The organism is Nocardia colli (assembly GCF_008704205.1).
GTDB classification, from domain to species: domain Bacteria; phylum Actinomycetota; class Actinomycetes; order Mycobacteriales; family Mycobacteriaceae; genus Nocardia; species Nocardia colli.
Map to the genome: position 1 here is coordinate 86,487 of NZ_VXLC01000006.1, position 16,815 is coordinate 103,301.

Here is a 16,815-nt window from a genome sequence, read left to right on the forward strand (position 1 = left end):
CCCTTGGTCACCTCGAACTCGGTTTACATCAACGCTATGTCCAAGCCGCCCGGCACCAGATGGTGGGTCTCGGCCATCGTCGATTCCGGCAGCAGACCGCCGGACAGACCGCCGCCGGCCGCGACCGCGAGGGTCGAGTGGTCGGTGTAGTAGGCGTGATCCTGGATCGGCACCGCGGTCGTGTCGACCATGTGGGTGCTGTTGATCGGATCGGCGATGGCGTGCGGCTTCGGATCGATCGTCGTCGGCGGCTTGTACGTCGGCACCGGCGCCTGGGTCGGCGCGGGGTTCTGGAAGGTCGGCACATCGTGGGTCGGCGCCGGCACGTCGTGGGTCGGGACCGAGGTCGGCATGTCGGCCGTCGGCACGTCCGCGGTGGGCACGTCGCGGGTCGGCACGGACGGCTCCGGCTGGGTCGCCGTCGGGACGTCCTTGGTCGGCACGGTCGGCTGGGTGGTCACGGCGCCGCTGGTGCCGCCGTGGCCGGTGCTCGGTCCGGTGGTGCCCGGCGTGGTCGCGTCGTCGTCGGACGGCGTGGTCGGCGTGTGCGTCGGCTGGCTGCCGGTGGTCACCGGGACCTTGGTGGTCGGCACGTCCGGGCCGGTGGTGATGCCGCCGGGTGACGTGGACGGGTGACCCGCGCCCGGCACCTTCGTGGTGACATCCGGGGTCTTCGGGACGCTCGGCGTGGTCACGTCCGAGGGCACCGTCGGGACCGGAACGGTCTTGGTGATGGTGGTCGGCGTGTTCGGCGTGGTGACCGAGCCGTCCGAGTGCTTCGTCGGGTCGGTGACCGGGGTCGGCTTCACCACCGGCGTCGGCCGGGCCTGATCGAACAGCGCGGGCGTGGCGGCGGCGGGCACGGTCAGCACGGACGGACCCTGCGGCGCCGTATAGACATTCGCGATCGGGGTGGTCGCGACGTCCGGCTGGATCGTGGTCTGCAACGGGGTCGCGGCGACGACCGGCGGGGCCACCACCGGCGCGGCGGTCGCGACCGGCGCGACGACGACCGGCGCGACCGCGGCGGTCGCCACGGGTGCGGCCGCGGCCACCACCGGGGCGGGGGTGGCGAGCGGCTGCACGATCGGCTGCGCGGTGGCGGCCGGCGCCGTCGAATGCGCGTGGTTCGAGTGGTGCGTCGACGACGGGCTCGCGGTGGTGAGTCCGCCGACCGCGCCGGGCAGGCCGTGACCGGACACGTTCGGATCGGTCACCGAGCGGCCGCTGCCGTCGGGCACGTGCAGGCCGCTGCCGAGGAAGTCGGTGAACTGGTCGAGCTGGTCGCCCACGTGCCCGATGCCCGCGTCGACCTTCATCTCGGAATTGAAGTAGATGCCCTGCGGGCCGATGCCGAAGTCGACCGACCACTGGGTGCCGACGAAGATGCCGAGCGGGTCACCGCCGCCGTCGCCGACTCCGTCGAACGGGCCGGTGCCCGCGGTCGAGGCCGCGTGCGAGCCGGGCAGGTCGAACGCGCCGGAACCGGGTGCGACGAAGCCGTTCGCGCCTGGCAGGCCGAAGCCGTGCCCGGCCTGACCGAGTCCGTGGCCGGGCAGGCCGAAACCGTGGCCGCCGGGCAGATCGAGATCGTTGGCAGTGCCGCTGGTGCCCGGCAGTCCGAAGCCGTTGGACGCGCCGGCTTCCGAGCCGGGCAGGCCGATGCCGCCGGTCGAACCCGGCAGGCCCATCCCGGACTGGCCCGGGGTGGTGCCCGGCAGGCCGAAGCCGGACTGGTTCGACAGACCGGAGGTGCCCGGCAGTTCCATGCCGTGCTGCCCTGACTGACCTCCGGGCAGGCTCGGCAGGCCCATGCCGGATTGGCCCGCGTCGGTGCCGGGCAGCGGGAAGCCCGCGTCGGTGCCGGCGTAGTCGCCGCCGAGGGTCGGCAGCGGCAGGTTCGCGCCGCCGGGGTTCGCGCCGGGCAGAGTGAAGCCGGGGGTGTTGTGCGAGACCGGCGAGTTGCCGCCGTGCGGCAGCGGGGCGGGTTCGACGACCTGGTCCGGGAAGGTGATCACCGGGGACGGGATGTCGGAGTCGGGATCGCTGTTGTGCGCCCAGCCCGCGTTGCGGCTGTCCGCGTGCGAAGAGCCGGGGTGCGCCGGGACGCCGCCGCCGTTCGCCGCAACCAGCGCGCCGCCGGTGACATACGCGCCTGCCCTGGCTACCCGCGCGACGCCGGTGGCAATTTGATAGGCGGTGTCACCCGTGCGCTCGGCTGCCTCGGTGGTGTCGTCATCGAAGGGCAGGTCACGCGTCATGAAAGCTCCATCTCGGGTTTCCAGCAACCATCCGCACCGGCCGGCCAGACCGAGTGAAGATCACCTAACACTATTTCGGGAAAACCCGACTGTCACATTCTCCAGGACTGTAGAGACTCCACAGGTGGCGAGCAACACAACCTTGCCATCCGGAAAACCAGAACGGAAGCCCTATTTCTAGTGGGTTATCCGACCGGTTGCGGCCTCCAATTTTGCACCATGACCAGGTCAGATTCTGCCGCTCCGCGGCCGCAGCGCATAGCGGCCTCCCAGACCCTAAGAGTTCTCTAACGATTGCTCAACAAGTGGTGAAGATCCTTTGCCTACCGTCGATTTCGTCGGACCAGTCGGACGACAGCATCGATCTGAAGGAGTCACCCCTCATGACTGCACTCATCGGACGCCGGGTCGCCGCCGTGCTCAGCGGCACCGCGCTCACCGCAGCCCTGATCGCGGGCATGGCGGGCGCCGCCTCGGCTCAGCCGGGACCGCCGCCCATGCCGACGCAACCCGGCCCGTGGATCGCGATCGATCCGGTCCCCGGCGAACCCGTCGTCTGCCCCGAGATCGGGCCGGACGGATCCGTGGTGATCACGCACGGTGAAGGCGAGGAAGGCCCGTGGGTCACCATCGAGCGCAGCGACCTGCCGCCCGGCGCGGTGCCTGCGACCCCGCTCGAGGCCCGGCCCTCCGCTCCCGCCCTGACCTCCCCCGCCGTTCCGTCCGACGTGCCGGGGTGCGTCGTCGCCTACGCCCGCTGACCGGCCGGGACTAATGTTGATCCATGACCGGACACCGGATCTTGGTCGTGGACGACGAGGTTCGTGTGCTCGCGTCGCTGCGACGCGGGTTGGAACTCTCCGATTTCGAGGTAGTCACCGCCGGCGACGGCGCCGAGGCGCTGGCGATGGTGCGTAGTTCCGCGCCCGACGCCATGGTGCTGGACGTGAACATGCCGACGCTGGACGGTGAAGGCGTGGTCACGGCGTTGCGCGCGATGGGCAACGACATCCCGATCTGCGTGCTCAGCGCGCGCAGCGCCGTGACCGACCGCATCGCCTGCCTCGAACGCGGCGCCGACGACTACCTCACCAAGCCCTTCGACCTGGGCGAACTGGTCGCCCGGCTGCGCGCGCTGCTGCGCCGCCGGGTCACCACCGAACGGCCGGACGCGCAGGTGCGGGTCGGCCAGGTGCAGATCGACCTGGCCGGGCACCGGGTGCTCGCCGCGGGCACCCCGGTCGACCTGACCAAACGAGAATTCGAGGTGCTTGCCATGCTCGCCGACAATCCGGGCATCGTGCTCGGTCGCGAGCAGATCCTGTCCACGGTATGGGGTTACGACTTCGCCACCGATACCAATGTGGTCGACGTGTTCGTCTCCTATCTGCGGCGCAAGCTGGAAGCGCCCGGCGCACCGCGGGTGGTGCACACGGTGCGCGGAGTCGGGTTCGTCTTACGGGAGCAGCCGTGAAAAGGTCACCGTCGCTGCGGACCCGGGTGGCATTGGTCTCCGGCGTGGTCGCGGCGCTCGTCGCGCTCACGCTGACCATCACGTTCGCCGCGTTGCTGAACGCGACCGGTGAGCGGCAGTTGGACGAGACGGTCTCGTCGATGGCGGTGCGGGTCGCTCCACCATTGAAAGGTGTTCCGGCGGAACGGGTTCCGGGACCACCCGCGGCAGCTCTCACACCACCGTCGCCGCCGATGCCCGCCGATGTCCCCGGATACGCGACCGAGGCACCGACCGCGGCGACCGAGATCCCGGACGACGCGATCGTCGCCCGAAACGGCGACCTGCCGCCCGACGTGGCCATCACCCGCGTCGATGGCCTCCCCGGCGTGCTCGTCTCGCTGGATCCCAATCGCGACGTCGTCGCCTCCGCCATCCATCGCAGCCAGCTCATCGGCCTCGGCATCGGTGTCGCCGGTGCACTGACCGCCGCGCTGCTCGGCTGGGCTCTGGCCGGTTACGCCGCCCGCCCGCTGCGCCGGCTGGCCACCGCCACCCACGGCATCGACACCCTCGAGGAACTCCCGCCGCTATCCGGCCGCGGCGCACGGGAAGCCGAGGAACTCTCCGACGCGATCACCCGCATGCTCACCCGCCTCGAGGCCGCGCACCGCGCCACCAACCACGCCCTCACCAGCGCCCGCGACTTCGCCGCCGTCTGCGCGCACGAGCTGCGCACCCCGCTCACCGCGCTGCGCACCGACCTGCAAGTGCTGGCCACCAAGGAGATTCCCGCCGAGCAGCGCGGAACCATCCTCAACGAGGTGCTCTTCGCCGAGCAGCAGATCGAGAACACCCTCACCGATCTCGAACGCCTTGCGGTCGGCGAACTCACCGAACCGGACGTCTTCGAGCCCTTCGACCTCTGCGAAACCCTCGACCGCGCAGCCCAAGACGCGCAACGCAGGTATCCGCAGGTGCGTATCGAGCTCACCGAATGCGCACCGATCACACTAACCGGCCTACCTGGCGGCTTGATGCTGATCGTCACCAACGCAGTCGCGAACGCTGTCCAACACGGCCAGGCCGGCACCGTCACCATTACCGTGAATTCGGTCGACAAGAAGATAGAAATCCTCATCGACGACGACGGCACTGGCATCCCGAAGTCCGTATGCCCCAACGCCTTCGACCGCTTCGTGAAGGGCCCCGGTTCCCCCGGCTCCGGCCTCGGCCTCGCCCTGGTCCGCCAGCAAGCCGAACTGCACTCCGGCACAGCCGAACTCGCCAAGAGCCCGACGGGCGGAACCCGTCTGCGAGTATTGATCGAAACTCGATGAGGTTCGAACCTCAGTCGGCGAAGTCCTTGAGTTCTTCCGTGTCGATGGTGATACCGATCGGCGCGGGCAACGTAACCGCACGTCCGATGGCGTAACCGTGCACATCCGTGTAGCCGTCGCCGTCAGGCTGGGTGTAAAGGACGACCTGACCATTGTCGCGATCGATCAGCAGGTAGATCGGAATCCCCGCCTGGGCGTAGGCAACCGGCTTCTCCACCCGATCGCGCCTGTTGGTATCGGAATCACGTGACGTCACCTCGACGGCCATCACAACCTCGTCGGCCGACGCCCATTCACCTGCCCCGCGGAACGCACCTCGCGGGGCCAGAATGCCGTCCGGACGTGCTCGCCCCTTTCGATACTGCCCAACGGCCAGCCCCTGCCCGGTGACATACAGGAATAGCTTCGGATTCAGCGGCATGAGCAGCATCAGCAACCAGCTGAGAATCTCACTGTGGTCGCCATCCGGCATTCGTTTGACCCCCATCCGTCCGTCGATCAGTTCGAGCTGGACCCCTTCGAGTTCGCGGGCTGCCGCGCGTTCGATCACCTCGAACTCCTCCGTGAGGAATGTGTCCTCGTGCACCGCAGTCATCGCCATCCTCCCTGGTTCAGCACCGCTCGCCGACGCATTCTGCCTCATAGCTCACCACCTACTAGGCATTATCTCCCGATTCGTCGGCAAGCGCCGGATCGACGCCCTACTTGCCCTTCGGCTTGTCCGACGCGGCGTCCGAAGAAAGCGCGGCCACGAAGGCTTCCTGCGGGACCTCGACGCGGCCGATGGTCTTCATCCGCTTCTTGCCTTCCTTCTGCTTCTCCAGCAGCTTGCGCTTACGGCTGATGTCGCCGCCGTAGCACTTGGCCAGCACGTCCTTGCGGATGGCGCGGATGTTCTCGCGGGCAATGATTTTCGAGCCGATGGCGGCCTGGATGGGCACCTCGAACTGCTGGCGCGGGATGAGTTCGCGCAGCTTGGTGGTCATCTTGTTGCCGTAGGCCTGCGCGGCGTCCTTGTGCACGATCGCGCTGAACGCGTCCACGGCCTCGCCCTGCAACAGGATGTCGACCTTGACCAGCGCCGCGTCCTGCACACCGGACTCCTCGTAGTCGAGGCTGGCGTAACCGCGGGTGCGCGACTTCAACGAGTCGAAGAAGTCGAAGATGATCTCCGCCATCGGCATGGTGTAGCGCAGCTCGACGCGGGTCTCGGACAGGTAGTCCATGCCGCCGAGCTCGCCGCGCCGGCTCTGGCACAGCTCCATGATCGAGCCGATGAACTCGCTCGGCGAGATCACGGTGCACTTCACCATCGGTTCGTAGACGTGCCGGACCTTGCCCTCCGGCCAGTACGACGGATTGGTGACGACGTGTTCGCTGCCGTCCTCCATCTGCACCGTGTAGATCACGTTGGGCGCGGTGGAGATCAGGTCCAGATCGAACTCGCGTTGCAGCCGTTCGCGGGTGATCTCCATGTGCAGCAAGCCCAGGAAACCGCAGCGGAAACCGAACCCGAGGGCCACCGAGGTTTCCGGCTCGTAGGTGAGCGCCGCGTCGTTGAGTTGCAGCTTGTCGAGGGCGTCGCGCAGGTCCGGGTAGTCGGAGCCGTCGACCGGGTACAGGCCCGAATACACCATCGGGCGTGGCTCGCGGTAGCCGGTGAGCGGTTCGGTGGCGCCGTTGCGCGCGGCCGTCACCGTGTCACCGACCTTCGACTGGCGCACGTCCTTCACGCCGGTGATCAGATAACCCACCTCGCCGACGCCGAGGCCCTGGGTCGCTTTGGGTTCCGGCGAGACGATGCCGATCTCCAGCATCTCGTGCTGCGCGCCGGTGGACATCATCTTGATCTTCTCGCGCGGGGTGAGCTTGCCGTCCACCACGCGGACGTAGGTGACCACGCCGCGGTAGGTGTCGTAGACCGAGTCGAAGATCATCGCGCGGGCGGGCGCGTCCGCGTCGCCGACCGGCGCGGGCACGGTCTTGATGACCTCGTCGAGCAGTTCGGTCACGCCGACGCCGGTCTTGCCCGAGACCCGCAGCACGTCCTCGGGCTCGCAGCCGATGATGTGCGCGATCTCGCTGGCATAGCGGTCCGGGTCCGCGGCGGGCAGGTCGATCTTGTTGAGCACCGGGATGATCGTCAGATCCTTGTCCAGCGCCAGGTACAGGTTCGCCAGCGTCTGCGCCTCGATACCCTGGGCCGCGTCGACCAGCAGCACCGCGCCCTCACACGCCTCCAGCGCGCGCGACACCTCGTAGGTGAAGTCGACGTGGCCCGGCGTATCGATCAGGTGCAGCACGTAATCGGTGCCGTCGACCTGCCACGGCAGCCGCACGTTCTGCGCCTTGATGGTGATGCCGCGCTCGCGCTCGATATCCATCCGGTCCAGGTATTGGGCGCGCATCGCCCGCTCCTCGACCACACCGGTCAGTTGCAGCATCCGATCGGCCAGCGTCGACTTGCCGTGATCGATGTGCGCGATGATGCAGAAGTTCCGGATCCGCGACGGATCGGTGAACGTCGTGTCGGCGAAGCTGGCGGGCACTCCACTCCTCAGGGTATCGGCAAACTGCCGTCTATCGTCCCATGAGCAGTACGAAGCTCCCGCCAGCGGTGTGCTCGAGTGCGATACGGGCTGGCACCGGTGCCGTTTCGACATCGATTCGTGAGCGAGTGCCGACGAGGCTCCGTCGTGCGCAATCCCAGGAACGTCGGTGGCTCATCGTAGAGTTAGGCCATGCCAGGCCAACCGCTGAAAACAATCCAGATCGAGGGATTCACCTCGATCAGATCGGCGACGGTCGAGCTTCGGCAGCTGAACATCTTGGTCGGTGCCAACGGCGCAGGAAAGAGCAACTTTGTCCAGGCGCTCGCCATGGTCGGGCAGATCCTCGACGGCAGGCTCAATCTGTTCGTCGGTTTGAACGGTGGCGCTGGAGCACTGCTCACCGATGGAGATGGGACATCGCGGATTCGATTGAAGCTGGCTGGGGACCCGAACTCCTATGAGGCCGTTCTGGTTCCGGCCGCGAACGACGAGCTGATCTTCGAAACCGAGATCGTCTACTTCAAGTCTCCTGAGTTCGATCGCGCATACAACGAGGTGCTCGGACGCGGGCACCGCGAATCGCGTCTGTCAACGGAATCCGACGACCGCCCCGCTGGCGTCGCTCGATACGTACGTGCGTTGCTGCAGGGCTGCAAGGTCTATCACTTCCACGACACCAGCAGCGATGCTCCGGTCAAGCGGATGGTTTCCACCGCGGACAACCTGAGCCTTCGGTCGGATGCCGGAAATCTGGCGGCGTATCTCTATCACCTGCAGACAAGCGAGCAACCAACCGAACAAGCCGCCTATCGACGAATCGTTGGAGCTATTCAGCTGGTGGCGCCCTTCTTCGGCGACTTCGTGCTGCATCCCGAGGCCAACGACCGCATCCGGCTTCGATGGCGACAACAGGGTTCGGAAGCCGTCTTCTCCGGAAATCAGATGTCGGACGGCACACTGCGGTTCGTCTGTCTGGCGACGCTGCTACTCCAACCGGAATTGCCTGCGCTCGTAGTGCTGGACGAGCCCGAGCTCGGCCTGCACCCTTTTGCCATCGTCCAACTTGCGAGCCTGCTGCGGCAGGCGTCGTCGCGCAGCCAGGTACTGATCGCCACACAGTCGGTCACATTGATGAATCAGTTCGAAATCGGCGATCTCATCGTCGTCGAACGGACCGCGGGAGGGTCCAGCTTCACTCGCCCTGACCAAGAAGTTCTGGAAGCTTGGCTGGCGGAGTACTCGCTCGGCGAGTTGTGGGAAAAGAACCTGCTCGGCGGTCGCCCCGCCAGGGAGGACCTTGACCAGGCATGACGGCCAACTATCACCGCCTGCACTTCCTGGTGGAAGGTCAGAGCGAGGAGATCGTCGTCAACAATGTGCTCGGGCCCTACCTCGTCGACCGTGGGTGGGTGGTGAGCCAGTCCATCGTCACGACAAGGCGCCCTGCGGGTGGCCCTAATCACCACGGTGGCGTCAGCAGTTGGTCCAAGGTCGAGCAGGAGATCAAGCTCCTGTTGCGAGATTCGAGCCTCGAGGTTCTGACGACGCTGTTCGACTTCTACGCGTTCCCGCCAGACGCACCCGGAATGGCCGACATCCCGCCCGGTCTGCCACCACATGAGCGGGTGGCGCATGTCGAACAATCGCTCACGGCCGCCACAGCCGATCCCCGGTTCGTGCCGCATCTGATCCTGCACGAGCTGGAGACCTGGGTGTTCGCCGCCGCAGAGCAGGTCGGCTGCCTGTTGCCAGGGCTGGCCGAACGTTTGGTCAGAGACGTGCGCGTGGCAGGTGGCCCCGAACTGGTCAACGACGGTCCGGACACCGCGCCGTCCAAGCGGATCTCCAACTATTGCCCGCATTACTCGAAAACAAACGATGGTCCGCTGGCGATAGCCGACCTCGGCGTCGTGGAACTCCGGAATCAGTGTCCCCACTTCGACGCGTGGCTCGAGCTGCTGGACAGCCGCTTGTCGTGAACGCGGACCTGCCGGTGTAGTGAGCACTCACACATTCGATGCATTAACGCTATAAAAGCGAAATCGCGCAACTGTCGGCTTCGTCCCTGCTCGCGAAGGCCATTGCCCGACCTGACCCCTCGATGCGGCAGTACGCGCCCAGATCGGCAGATTCGTAGTTCGCCGGGGGTGGTCGCGGCGCGGGTGAGAAGACGGCGATACGCCGTTATATTGCGAATATGGCCCGAAGTTGGAACTCCCTCGGCAAGCAGCTCGGACTTATCGCGAAGGAGCAGGGTCCCAAGATCGTCAGGCAGCAGGGACCGAAACTGGTGGAGCGGCTGGTCGGTTCGCTGACCGCGCGGCGCACGCCCGCGGTGAAGGTGCGCCCGACCGCGTCCACCCCGGTGCCGACGGCCGAACGCGCCCGCCAGATCGTGTACTCGCCGCAGTTGGACGGCCGCGCCGATCCCGGCGAGATCGTGTGGACCTGGGTGCCGTTCGAAGAGGATCCGAGCAACGGCAAGGATCGCCCGGTGCTGGTGGTCGGCCGCGATCGCCGGACGCTGCTCGGCTTGATGCTGTCGTCGAAGGCGGACCGGGCGCACGACCCGAACTGGGTCGGCATCGGCAGCGGCAATTGGGATGCCGAGGGCAGGCCGAGCTGGGTCCGGCTGGACCGGGTGCTGGACGTGCCGGAGGCCGGCATCCGCCGCGAGGGAGCCATCCTGGAGCGCAAGACCTTCGACCTCGTCGCCCACCGGCTGTGCGCCGAATACGCTTGGCACTGAGCCGAATACGCAAATAGCAACGGGCCCGCCGACACGTGGTCGACGGGCCCGTCCAGTACAGCTCAGGACAGCAGGTTGCGCGAGCGGCCGAACAGCAGGCCGTACACCAGCGCACCCAGCGCGCCACCGATCAGCGGGAACACCACGAACGCCCAGACCTGCCCCATCGCACCGTCCTGATAGGGCGCGACGGCCAGGCTGCGGGCCGGGTTGACCGAGGTGTTGTCCACCGGGATCGAGATCAGGTGGATGACCGCCAGCGTGACACCGATGGATAGGCCGGCCAGCGGGACGTCGGAGAGCTGATCGGTCGAGGCGAGCACCACGAACACCAGCAGCGCGGTCAGCATGACCTCGATGATGATCATCGCGGCCAGCCCGTACCCGTTCTCCAGCACGACCTCGCCCATCGGCCCCTTCAGCGCCGACGGACTGTGATGCCCCCAGCCGTTCGCCCCGAGCCCATCGGCCGCACGGTCGTAGGACGGCAGGTTCTTCGCCAGCGCGAACAGGACCAGCCCGGCCAGGAAGCCGCCGATCAGCTGCGCGATCCAGTAACCGACCGCGGTCACCACGCTGATCCGGCCGAGCAGCAGATGCCCCACCGTCACCGCGGGATTCACGTGACAACCGGAAATCGGCCCGATCGCATAAACGAGGAACAGCAGCGTGAGCCCGAAGGCCAGCGCCACCCCCAGCGCCCCGACCCGTGGACCGGCGAGCACCGCGGTGCCGACACCGCCCATCACCAAGACAAACGTGCCGAGCGCCTCCGCGCCCCATTTCTTGCTGTCGGTAATGGGCCCGTACTCGGTGACCTCTTCGACGAATTCTTGAGCCGTTGACATCTGTCCACCTTCCGCGTTCCAGACAAGTAGCTATTGCCAGCCGTGGTATCGCTGAGAAACAGTGCCGTTCAAGATCAACGGATTATATGACGGACGCTACGCGAGTCGGGTGATCTCTACAACGACCTCGAGATCGGTCGAGCCGCCGCCGGAGAAAATGCCTTTCAACGGCGGCACATCCGCGTAATCGCGGCCGACACCGACGGAGATGTGTTGTTCGTTGATGGCGATGTTGTTGGTCGGGTCGTAGCCCCACCACATGCCGGTCCAGGCCTCGACCCAGGCATGGGACTGACCGGCCACGGTCACGCCGATTTCGGCGGCCGGGTTCGGATGCAGGTAACCGGAGACGTATCGACTGGGAATGCCCATGCTGCGCAACAGCACCAGGGTCAGGTGCGCGTAATCCTGGCAGACACCTTGCCGCGCGGCGAACGCTTGCACCGCGGAGGTATGTACCGAGGTGGTGCCGGCGAGATAATTCATTTCCCGGTGCACCCATTCCGCAGCGCGGACAACGGCTTTCGCCGGCGGCAATCCTTTCGCCAATTGCCTAGCGATACCGGCCAGCTTCCGATCGCTCGGCACATAAGAAGTGGGCGCGAGCATTTCGTCGAACCGATCGGCGATCCGCCCGTCACGCAATTCGTCCCAGTCCAACTCCTCGGCCGGACCGGCGAACGGCTCGGTCTCCACCACGGACGACCCGGTGACCTCCAATTCGGTATGCGGCGCATGCAGATCGAACGCCGTGACCGCGGTTCCCCAGTAATCGGTATAGCGGTAGGAGCGGGTGGACGGCTCCGTCTCGACCCGATTGAGGATCACGTTCTGCCTGCTGTCCGCGCGCGGCGTGAGCCGAGCCTCGTTGAACGACCGCGTAACCGGCGCGTCGTAGACATAGCCGGTGGTGTGCACCACCCGGATTCGCCAGCTCATGCTTCGCCCTCCACCTGCACGTTGCCGTTGCTGTTGCGGTGCAGATCGGTCCATGCCACCCACGGCGCCGCATGGAAGTACTGCAACGCGATCGCCTCGCTCACCTCACGGCAGGTCTTCTGCAACGACATCAGCCGGTTCTGCAAGTCCTCCAGCAGCACACCGGGCGGCAGGAATTCGAGCTCGCTGCGCGCGCGGCCCAGCAGCCGCTGCGCCTCATGCCTGGCCCCGACCCGGCTGCTCGGCCGCTGATCCAGTTCGGCCAAACAGTTTTCGGCCACCCGCACCGAGTGGAAGACCGAACGCGGGAAAAGGCGGTCCAGCAGGATGAATTCGGCGACCAGGTTGGCGTCGAGGGCGCCGCGGTGGGTGCGCAGGTAGGTGTCGTGCGCGCCGGCCGAGCGCAGCACGGTCACCCAGGCGGGTGAGGAGGTGCGGTCGCCGGCGCGCGAAAGCAGCAGCCGGACAGTCATATCCACGCGTTCGATGGAGCGGCCGAGTAGTAGGAAGCGGTAGCCGTCGTCGCGGCTGAGCGTGGAGTCGGACAGGCCGGCGAACATCGCGGCGCGGTCCTGCACGTAGTGGAAGAACTCGTGCGGGCCGAGGCTGCGGGCCGCCTTCTCCGCGACCGCGAGTCCGATGTAGGTGGCGTTCAAGCACTCCCACATCTCGCTGGAGGTGACTTCTCGTGCACCCCTGGCATTTTCGCGCGCGTTGGCGATCGAGTCGATGATCGAGCCGCCGTCGTGGCTGAAGGCGACGAGGTCGGTGACCGACCAGACGTCCAGGGTTCCGTCCGGTGGCTCGATGCCCAAGACCCGCAACAGGACTCGGGAGGTGCGGTCCGGGTCGACGGTGGCGTCCTCGAGCAGCTGATGCACCGCGACGTCGAGGATGCGCGCGGTGTCGTCTGCGCGTTCGACGTAACGGCCGATCCAGTACAGGGATTCCGCGTTGCGGGCCAGCATCAGCGCGTCACCACCCTCGCCGCTGCTGTTGGGTTTGCCCGTCCAGGGACTGGCGTTGTTCCTGCCCTGATAGTCGATCTGATTGCTGCGGTGCGCATTCCGGTAGTCGACCGCCTGGCGACTGCCGCTGTAGCCCACCCTGCGACTGCCGCTGTTCCTGCTGTTGTTGCTGCTGTTGCTGATTCGCTTGCGAGGCGGTCAGATCCCGCCCCACCTCTCGCGAATCCGACTGCGGCGGTTCACCGACCAACTCCGCCCCGGCCAGCTCCCGATCCGCCAGCGAATCCCGCCCCGACAGCACCCAGGTGTCCTTACTCCCGCCGCCCTGACTGGAATTGACCACGAGCGACCCCTCCGGCAGCGCGACCCGGCTCAGCCCACCAGGCAACACCCAGACCTCGTCGCCATCGTTCACCGCGAACGGCCGCAGATCGACATGCCGTGGCACCAACTCGTTTCCGACCTTCGTCGGCACCGTCGACAGCTGCACCACCGGCTGCGCGACCCACCCGCGCGGATCCGCCTTGATCCGCCGGCGCGATGCCTCCAATTCCCGTGGCGATGCATCCGGCCCGATCACGATGCCATACCCACCGGACCCCTCCACCGGCTTCACCACCAGCTCGCCGATCCGATCCAGCACCTCTTCGCGCTCGTCATCAAGCCAGCAGCGGTAGGTATCGACGTTGGGCAGCACCGGTTTCTCGTTGAGGTAGTACTCGATGATCGTCGGCACATACGCGTAGATGAGTTTGTCGTCCCCGACTCCGTTGCCGACCGCGCTGGAGATAACGACGTTCCCCGCCCGCGCCGCATTGAGCAGGCCCGCGACACCGAGCACCGAATCCGGCCGGAAATGCATGGGATCGAGGAATGTGTCGTCGATCCGGCGGTAGATCACGTCGACTTGCCGCTCGCCCGCGGTGGTCCGCATGTAGACAACGTTGTCGCGGCAGAACAGATCCCGCCCCTCGACCAGCTCCACCCCCATCTGCCTGGCCAGCAGCGAATGCTCGAAGTATGCCGCGTTGTACACACCGGGCGTCAGCACGACCACTGTCGGATCGGCTTCGTTCGGCGCGGCCGACGCACGCAGCGCGGCGAGCAGGTGGCTCGGGTAGTCCCCGACCGCCCGCACCCGGTGCGAGGAGAACAGATCCGGGAAGACCCGCGCCATCGTGCGCCGGTTCTCCATCACATACGACACCCCGGACGGCGACCGCAGATTGTCCTCGAGCACCCGGAAGTCACCGCGCTCGTCCCGGATGAGATCGATCCCCGCCACATGAATCCGCACCCCGTTCGGCGGCACCAGCCCAGCGGCCTCGCGATGGAAGTGCTGACACGAGGTGACCAGGCGTTTCGGTATCACCTCGTCGCGCAGGATGTTCTGCTCGCCGTACACATCGGCGAGAAACAGCTCCAGCGCCACCACCCGCTGCTTGATCCCGCGCTCCAGCTTCGCCCACTCCGCGGCCGCGATCACCCGCGGCACCAGATCCAACGGGAACGGCCGTTCCTGACCGGACAGCGAAAAGGTGATGCCCTGATCGATGAACGCGCGGTCCAGCGCGGCCGCGCGGGCCGCGAGGTCGGACACGTCGATCGGCGCGAGCGCGGCGAACAGTCCCTTGTACGGCTGCCGCACCCGGCCCGCGCCGTCGAACATCTCGTCGAACGCGTTCGCATAGCGACCGGGGCGATAACCCTCGAATAACCCGGGCGGTGCGACCTTGCCGTTGCCGGCCGCCCGCCCGTTCGTACCGACCGGTCCGGACGCGGCGGATCGCGCCGAACGTAGCGGGGAGGCGGGAGTCATGCAAAAATCGTGCTACACGCAGCAGCAATGCTGTGTGTGACACAGGTAAATTTCTCGCATCACTAGTCCGCTACTGGCGATATGCCCGGTTGATCCACCGACCGGTCGGTGCGTTTCGCCGAGGCGGTCCGGTGCTGATTTCGTGCGCCGAGCGGCGGCTGGTATCCTCGACCTTCGGCGTTGCGTTACCCGTTTATCCAGGGTGCGACGCACGCGTAAGAACTTTTCCAGCACAAACCACTCAGCGACAGGAACACGAGGAAACAGGCGTGGCCAACATCAAGTCCCAGTTGAAGCGGATCCGTACCAACGAGGAAGCGCGCAAGCGTAACCAGTCGGTCAAGTCCTCGCTGCGCACCGCGATCCGCAGCTTCCGGGAAGCCGCCGCGGCCGGCGACAAAGAGAAGGCCGCCGCGCAGCTCCAGACCGCGAGCCGCAAGCTCGACAAGGCTGCCTCGAAGGGCGTCATCCACGCCAACCAGGCGGCCAACAAGAAGTCAGCCCTCGCGCTGGCTCTGAACAAGATCTGATTTCCCCGGTACCGATCCGGTACCACAGGCATTGACGCAGCCGCCGTGGCCTCGACGACCACGGCGGCTTTTGTCGTGCTCATCCCCCGGTCAGCGCACTGTTCACGCTAGGGATTCCGGATCGGCCCACAGCCTGTCGGTGGTTCCAGCTACCATTCGGCGCATGGTTACCGTTTACGCCAATCAGACCGTGGTCCGTGGCGAGGATCTGCCCGATGTGATCCGGGCCGCCGAGGTCCTCGGCCTCGGGGTGAAGATCGAGAACGTGATGGTTCCCATCGACGATGAGGGCAATTACTCGTTGGAATGGGTGGTCACGCGGGACGACGAAGTGCCTGTGTACGACGACTGGGAGGGCCGCTATGAGGAGTCCGAGGAAGACGAAGAGGAGCTAGTACTCAGCTCTGTGGAGTGAGTCCTGGCGATGTCCGATCGACCAACGGCGCCGGATCGGCCGCAAGCCGGTCCAGCGCCGTCTGAGAATCCGCATCGGCCGCGCGATAGATGATGACGCGCTGGTCAGGATCCTGTAGCGGCATCAGCACCTCGTAATTGACCACCACCTGCCCGACAATCGGGTGACGCAGGGGCTTGACCCCGCGTCCGTTCACCTTCACGTCGTGCTGGGCCCAGCCCTGCGCGAACTCCGCGCTGTGGGTGAACTCGGCGATCAGATCGCCGAGCACCTGGTCCTCGGGATGGGCCGCCCAGGCCGCCCGCAGATCGGCGATGCCCTCGCGGATGATCCGCTCCCGCTCCACGTAGAACTCACGCATGCTCGGCTCCATCAGGCACAGCCACATGGTGTTGCGATGCCGCGGCGGCAGCGTGTCGAAGTCGATGATCAGCCGCGCCATCTCCCGATTCCAGGCCAGGATGTCGTAGCGATGGTTGACCAGCATCGCCGGTAGCGGCGAAAGATCGTGCACCAGCATGGCCAGCGCGGGTGCGGCCACCGTGCTCGGCTTGCCGCCGTTCGGCTGCCGCTGCTGGGCCAGATCGAACAGGTAGGCGCGCTCGTCGGTATCCAGCCGCAGCGCCTTCGACAGGGCCTCCAGCACGTCCGCGGACGGACGCAGTCCGCGTCCTTGCTCCAGCCGGACGATGTAGTCGGTACTGACCCCCGCCAGCTCCGCCACCTCCTCGCGCCGCAGTCCCGGCGTGCGCCGCGCCTGCCTGCGCGCGGGCAGCCCGAGATCACCCGGCATCAGGCGTTCGCGCCGGTCACGCAGGAACGCCGCCAATTCATGGGTCGGATTCGCGGCGCTCACCGGCCCGCCATTGCTGCCGGGTCGTGCCCCAGCGCCGCCTGTCGCGTTCACCGTTCCAGTCATCGCCTTCGATATTACGGCTGCA

The 16,815-nt window shown here is 66.6% G+C and carries 16 protein-coding genes; 8 read left to right on the forward strand and 8 right to left on the reverse strand.

Annotated features, from left to right (window positions below):
* Nucleotides 1-23 precede the first annotated feature (23 nt).
* Entirely contained in the window at nucleotides 24-2,261 is a 2,238-nt protein-coding gene (locus F3087_RS17385; protein ID WP_150403039.1) for a hypothetical protein, read from the reverse strand.
* 383 nt (nucleotides 2,262-2,644) lie between these two features.
* Here F3087_RS17385 and F3087_RS17390 point away from each other — a divergent pair, with 383 nt between their 5' ends.
* The 3 genes from F3087_RS17390 to F3087_RS17400 are packed head-to-tail and all read left to right on the forward strand — an operon-like array spanning nucleotide 2,645 to nucleotide 5,054.
* Entirely contained in the window at nucleotides 2,645-3,022 is a 378-nt protein-coding gene (locus tag F3087_RS17390; protein ID WP_150403040.1) for a hypothetical protein, read from the forward strand.
* 23 nt (nucleotides 3,023-3,045) lie between these two features.
* Nucleotides 3,046-3,735 carry a response regulator transcription factor gene (locus tag F3087_RS17395; RefSeq protein WP_150403041.1) on the forward strand — a complete coding sequence of 230 codons (690 nt, stop codon included), beginning with the start codon at nucleotides 3,046-3,048 and terminating at the stop codon, nucleotides 3,733-3,735.
* Nucleotides 3,732-5,054 (forward strand): sensor histidine kinase, encoded by a 1,323-nt coding sequence (locus F3087_RS17400; protein ID WP_150403042.1) that lies wholly within the window; start codon nucleotides 3,732-3,734, stop codon nucleotides 5,052-5,054. Before F3087_RS17395 ends, F3087_RS17400 begins: the two co-directional genes overlap by 4 nt.
* A gap of 10 nt (nucleotides 5,055-5,064) precedes the next feature.
* Here the strand turns inward: F3087_RS17400 and F3087_RS17405 are convergent, their stop codons facing one another.
* Both F3087_RS17405 and lepA read right to left on the reverse strand, forming a co-directional pair.
* The gene (locus tag F3087_RS17405) at nucleotides 5,065-5,604 is read right to left on the reverse strand and encodes a Uma2 family endonuclease (protein ID WP_263407213.1); all 540 of its coding nucleotides are present in this window, start codon (nucleotides 5,602-5,604) and stop codon (nucleotides 5,065-5,067) included.
* Between the two features lie 151 nt (nucleotides 5,605-5,755).
* On the reverse strand, nucleotides 5,756-7,603 hold the full coding sequence (gene lepA / locus F3087_RS17410) for a translation elongation factor 4 (RefSeq protein ID WP_150403044.1): 1,848 nt from the start codon (nucleotides 7,601-7,603) through the stop codon (nucleotides 5,756-5,758).
* 192 nt (nucleotides 7,604-7,795) lie between these two features.
* On the opposite strand from lepA, the gene F3087_RS17415 reads away from it, so the two are divergent.
* The 3 genes from F3087_RS17415 to F3087_RS17425 all read left to right on the forward strand — a co-directional run bounded on the left by F3087_RS17415 (nucleotide 7,796) and on the right by F3087_RS17425 (nucleotide 10,355).
* Nucleotides 7,796-8,917, forward strand: a complete 1,122-nt coding sequence (locus F3087_RS17415; protein WP_150403045.1) for an AAA family ATPase — start codon at nucleotides 7,796-7,798, stop codon at nucleotides 8,915-8,917.
* Entirely contained in the window at nucleotides 8,914-9,585 is a 672-nt protein-coding gene (locus F3087_RS17420) for a DUF4276 family protein (protein WP_150403046.1), read from the forward strand. The genes F3087_RS17415 and F3087_RS17420 overlap by 4 nt, the downstream gene beginning before the upstream one ends.
* Nucleotides 9,586-9,803: 218 nt before the next feature.
* Nucleotides 9,804-10,355 carry a type II toxin-antitoxin system PemK/MazF family toxin gene (locus F3087_RS17425; protein ID WP_150403047.1) on the forward strand — a complete coding sequence of 184 codons (552 nt, stop codon included), beginning with the start codon at nucleotides 9,804-9,806 and terminating at the stop codon, nucleotides 10,353-10,355.
* A gap of 62 nt (nucleotides 10,356-10,417) precedes the next feature.
* Here the strand turns inward: F3087_RS17425 and F3087_RS17430 are convergent, their stop codons facing one another.
* The 4 genes from F3087_RS17430 to F3087_RS17445 form a co-directional block, all read right to left on the reverse strand.
* The gene (locus tag F3087_RS17430) at nucleotides 10,418-11,203 is read right to left on the reverse strand and encodes an aquaporin (protein WP_150403048.1); all 786 of its coding nucleotides are present in this window, start codon (nucleotides 11,201-11,203) and stop codon (nucleotides 10,418-10,420) included.
* 96 nt (nucleotides 11,204-11,299) lie between these two features.
* Nucleotides 11,300-12,142, reverse strand: a complete 843-nt coding sequence (locus F3087_RS17435; RefSeq protein WP_150403049.1) for a transglutaminase family protein — start codon at nucleotides 12,140-12,142, stop codon at nucleotides 11,300-11,302.
* On the reverse strand, nucleotides 12,139-13,110 hold the full coding sequence (locus F3087_RS17440) for an alpha-E domain-containing protein (protein WP_150403298.1): 972 nt from the start codon (nucleotides 13,108-13,110) through the stop codon (nucleotides 12,139-12,141). The genes F3087_RS17435 and F3087_RS17440 overlap by 4 nt, the downstream gene beginning before the upstream one ends.
* Before the next feature lie 7 nt (nucleotides 13,111-13,117).
* Complete coding sequence (locus tag F3087_RS17445; RefSeq protein WP_223885189.1) at nucleotides 13,118-14,779, reverse strand: circularly permuted type 2 ATP-grasp protein; 1,662 nt, start codon at nucleotides 14,777-14,779, stop codon at nucleotides 13,118-13,120.
* A gap of 419 nt (nucleotides 14,780-15,198) precedes the next feature.
* On the opposite strand from F3087_RS17445, the gene rpsT reads away from it, so the two are divergent.
* On the forward strand, nucleotides 15,199-15,459 hold the full coding sequence (gene rpsT / locus F3087_RS17450) for a 30S ribosomal protein S20 (protein WP_107660148.1): 261 nt from the start codon (nucleotides 15,199-15,201) through the stop codon (nucleotides 15,457-15,459).
* Between the two features lie 163 nt (nucleotides 15,460-15,622).
* On the forward strand, nucleotides 15,623-15,874 hold the full coding sequence (locus tag F3087_RS17455; protein ID WP_150403050.1) for a hypothetical protein: 252 nt from the start codon (nucleotides 15,623-15,625) through the stop codon (nucleotides 15,872-15,874).
* Here the strand turns inward: F3087_RS17455 and F3087_RS17460 are convergent.
* On the reverse strand, nucleotides 15,858-16,793 hold the full coding sequence (locus F3087_RS17460; protein ID WP_150403051.1) for a helix-turn-helix domain-containing protein: 936 nt from the start codon (nucleotides 16,791-16,793) through the stop codon (nucleotides 15,858-15,860). The genes F3087_RS17455 and F3087_RS17460 overlap by 17 nt on opposite strands.
* Nucleotides 16,794-16,815: the final 22 nt, after the last annotated feature.

Bases quoted from the DNA above. Each gene is read 5' to 3' on its own strand.
- F3087_RS17430 (WP_150403048.1), bottom strand. From the start codon at position 11,203: ATGTCAACGGCTCAAGAATTCGTCGAAGAGGTCACCGAGTACGGGCCC.
- F3087_RS17460 (WP_150403051.1), bottom strand. From the start codon at position 16,793: ATGACTGGAACGGTGAACGCGACAGGCGGCGCTGGGGCACGACCCGGC.
- F3087_RS17420 (WP_150403046.1), top strand. From the start codon at position 8,914: ATGACGGCCAACTATCACCGCCTGCACTTCCTGGTGGAAGGTCAGAGC.
- F3087_RS17415 (WP_150403045.1), top strand. From the start codon at position 7,796: ATGCCAGGCCAACCGCTGAAAACAATCCAGATCGAGGGATTCACCTCG.
- F3087_RS17395 (WP_150403041.1), top strand. From the start codon at position 3,046: ATGACCGGACACCGGATCTTGGTCGTGGACGACGAGGTTCGTGTGCTC.
- F3087_RS17455 (WP_150403050.1), top strand. From the start codon at position 15,623: ATGGTTACCGTTTACGCCAATCAGACCGTGGTCCGTGGCGAGGATCTG.
- F3087_RS17445 (WP_223885189.1), bottom strand. From the start codon at position 14,779: ATGTTCGACGGCGCGGGCCGGGTGCGGCAGCCGTACAAGGGACTGTTC.
- F3087_RS17390 (WP_150403040.1), top strand. From the start codon at position 2,645: ATGACTGCACTCATCGGACGCCGGGTCGCCGCCGTGCTCAGCGGCACC.
- F3087_RS17440 (WP_150403298.1), bottom strand. From the start codon at position 13,110: ATGCTGGCCCGCAACGCGGAATCCCTGTACTGGATCGGCCGTTACGTC.
- F3087_RS17425 (WP_150403047.1), top strand. From the start codon at position 9,804: ATGGCCCGAAGTTGGAACTCCCTCGGCAAGCAGCTCGGACTTATCGCG.
- F3087_RS17385 (WP_150403039.1), bottom strand. From the start codon at position 2,261: ATGACGCGTGACCTGCCCTTCGATGACGACACCACCGAGGCAGCCGAG.
- F3087_RS17435 (WP_150403049.1), bottom strand. From the start codon at position 12,142: ATGAGCTGGCGAATCCGGGTGGTGCACACCACCGGCTATGTCTACGAC.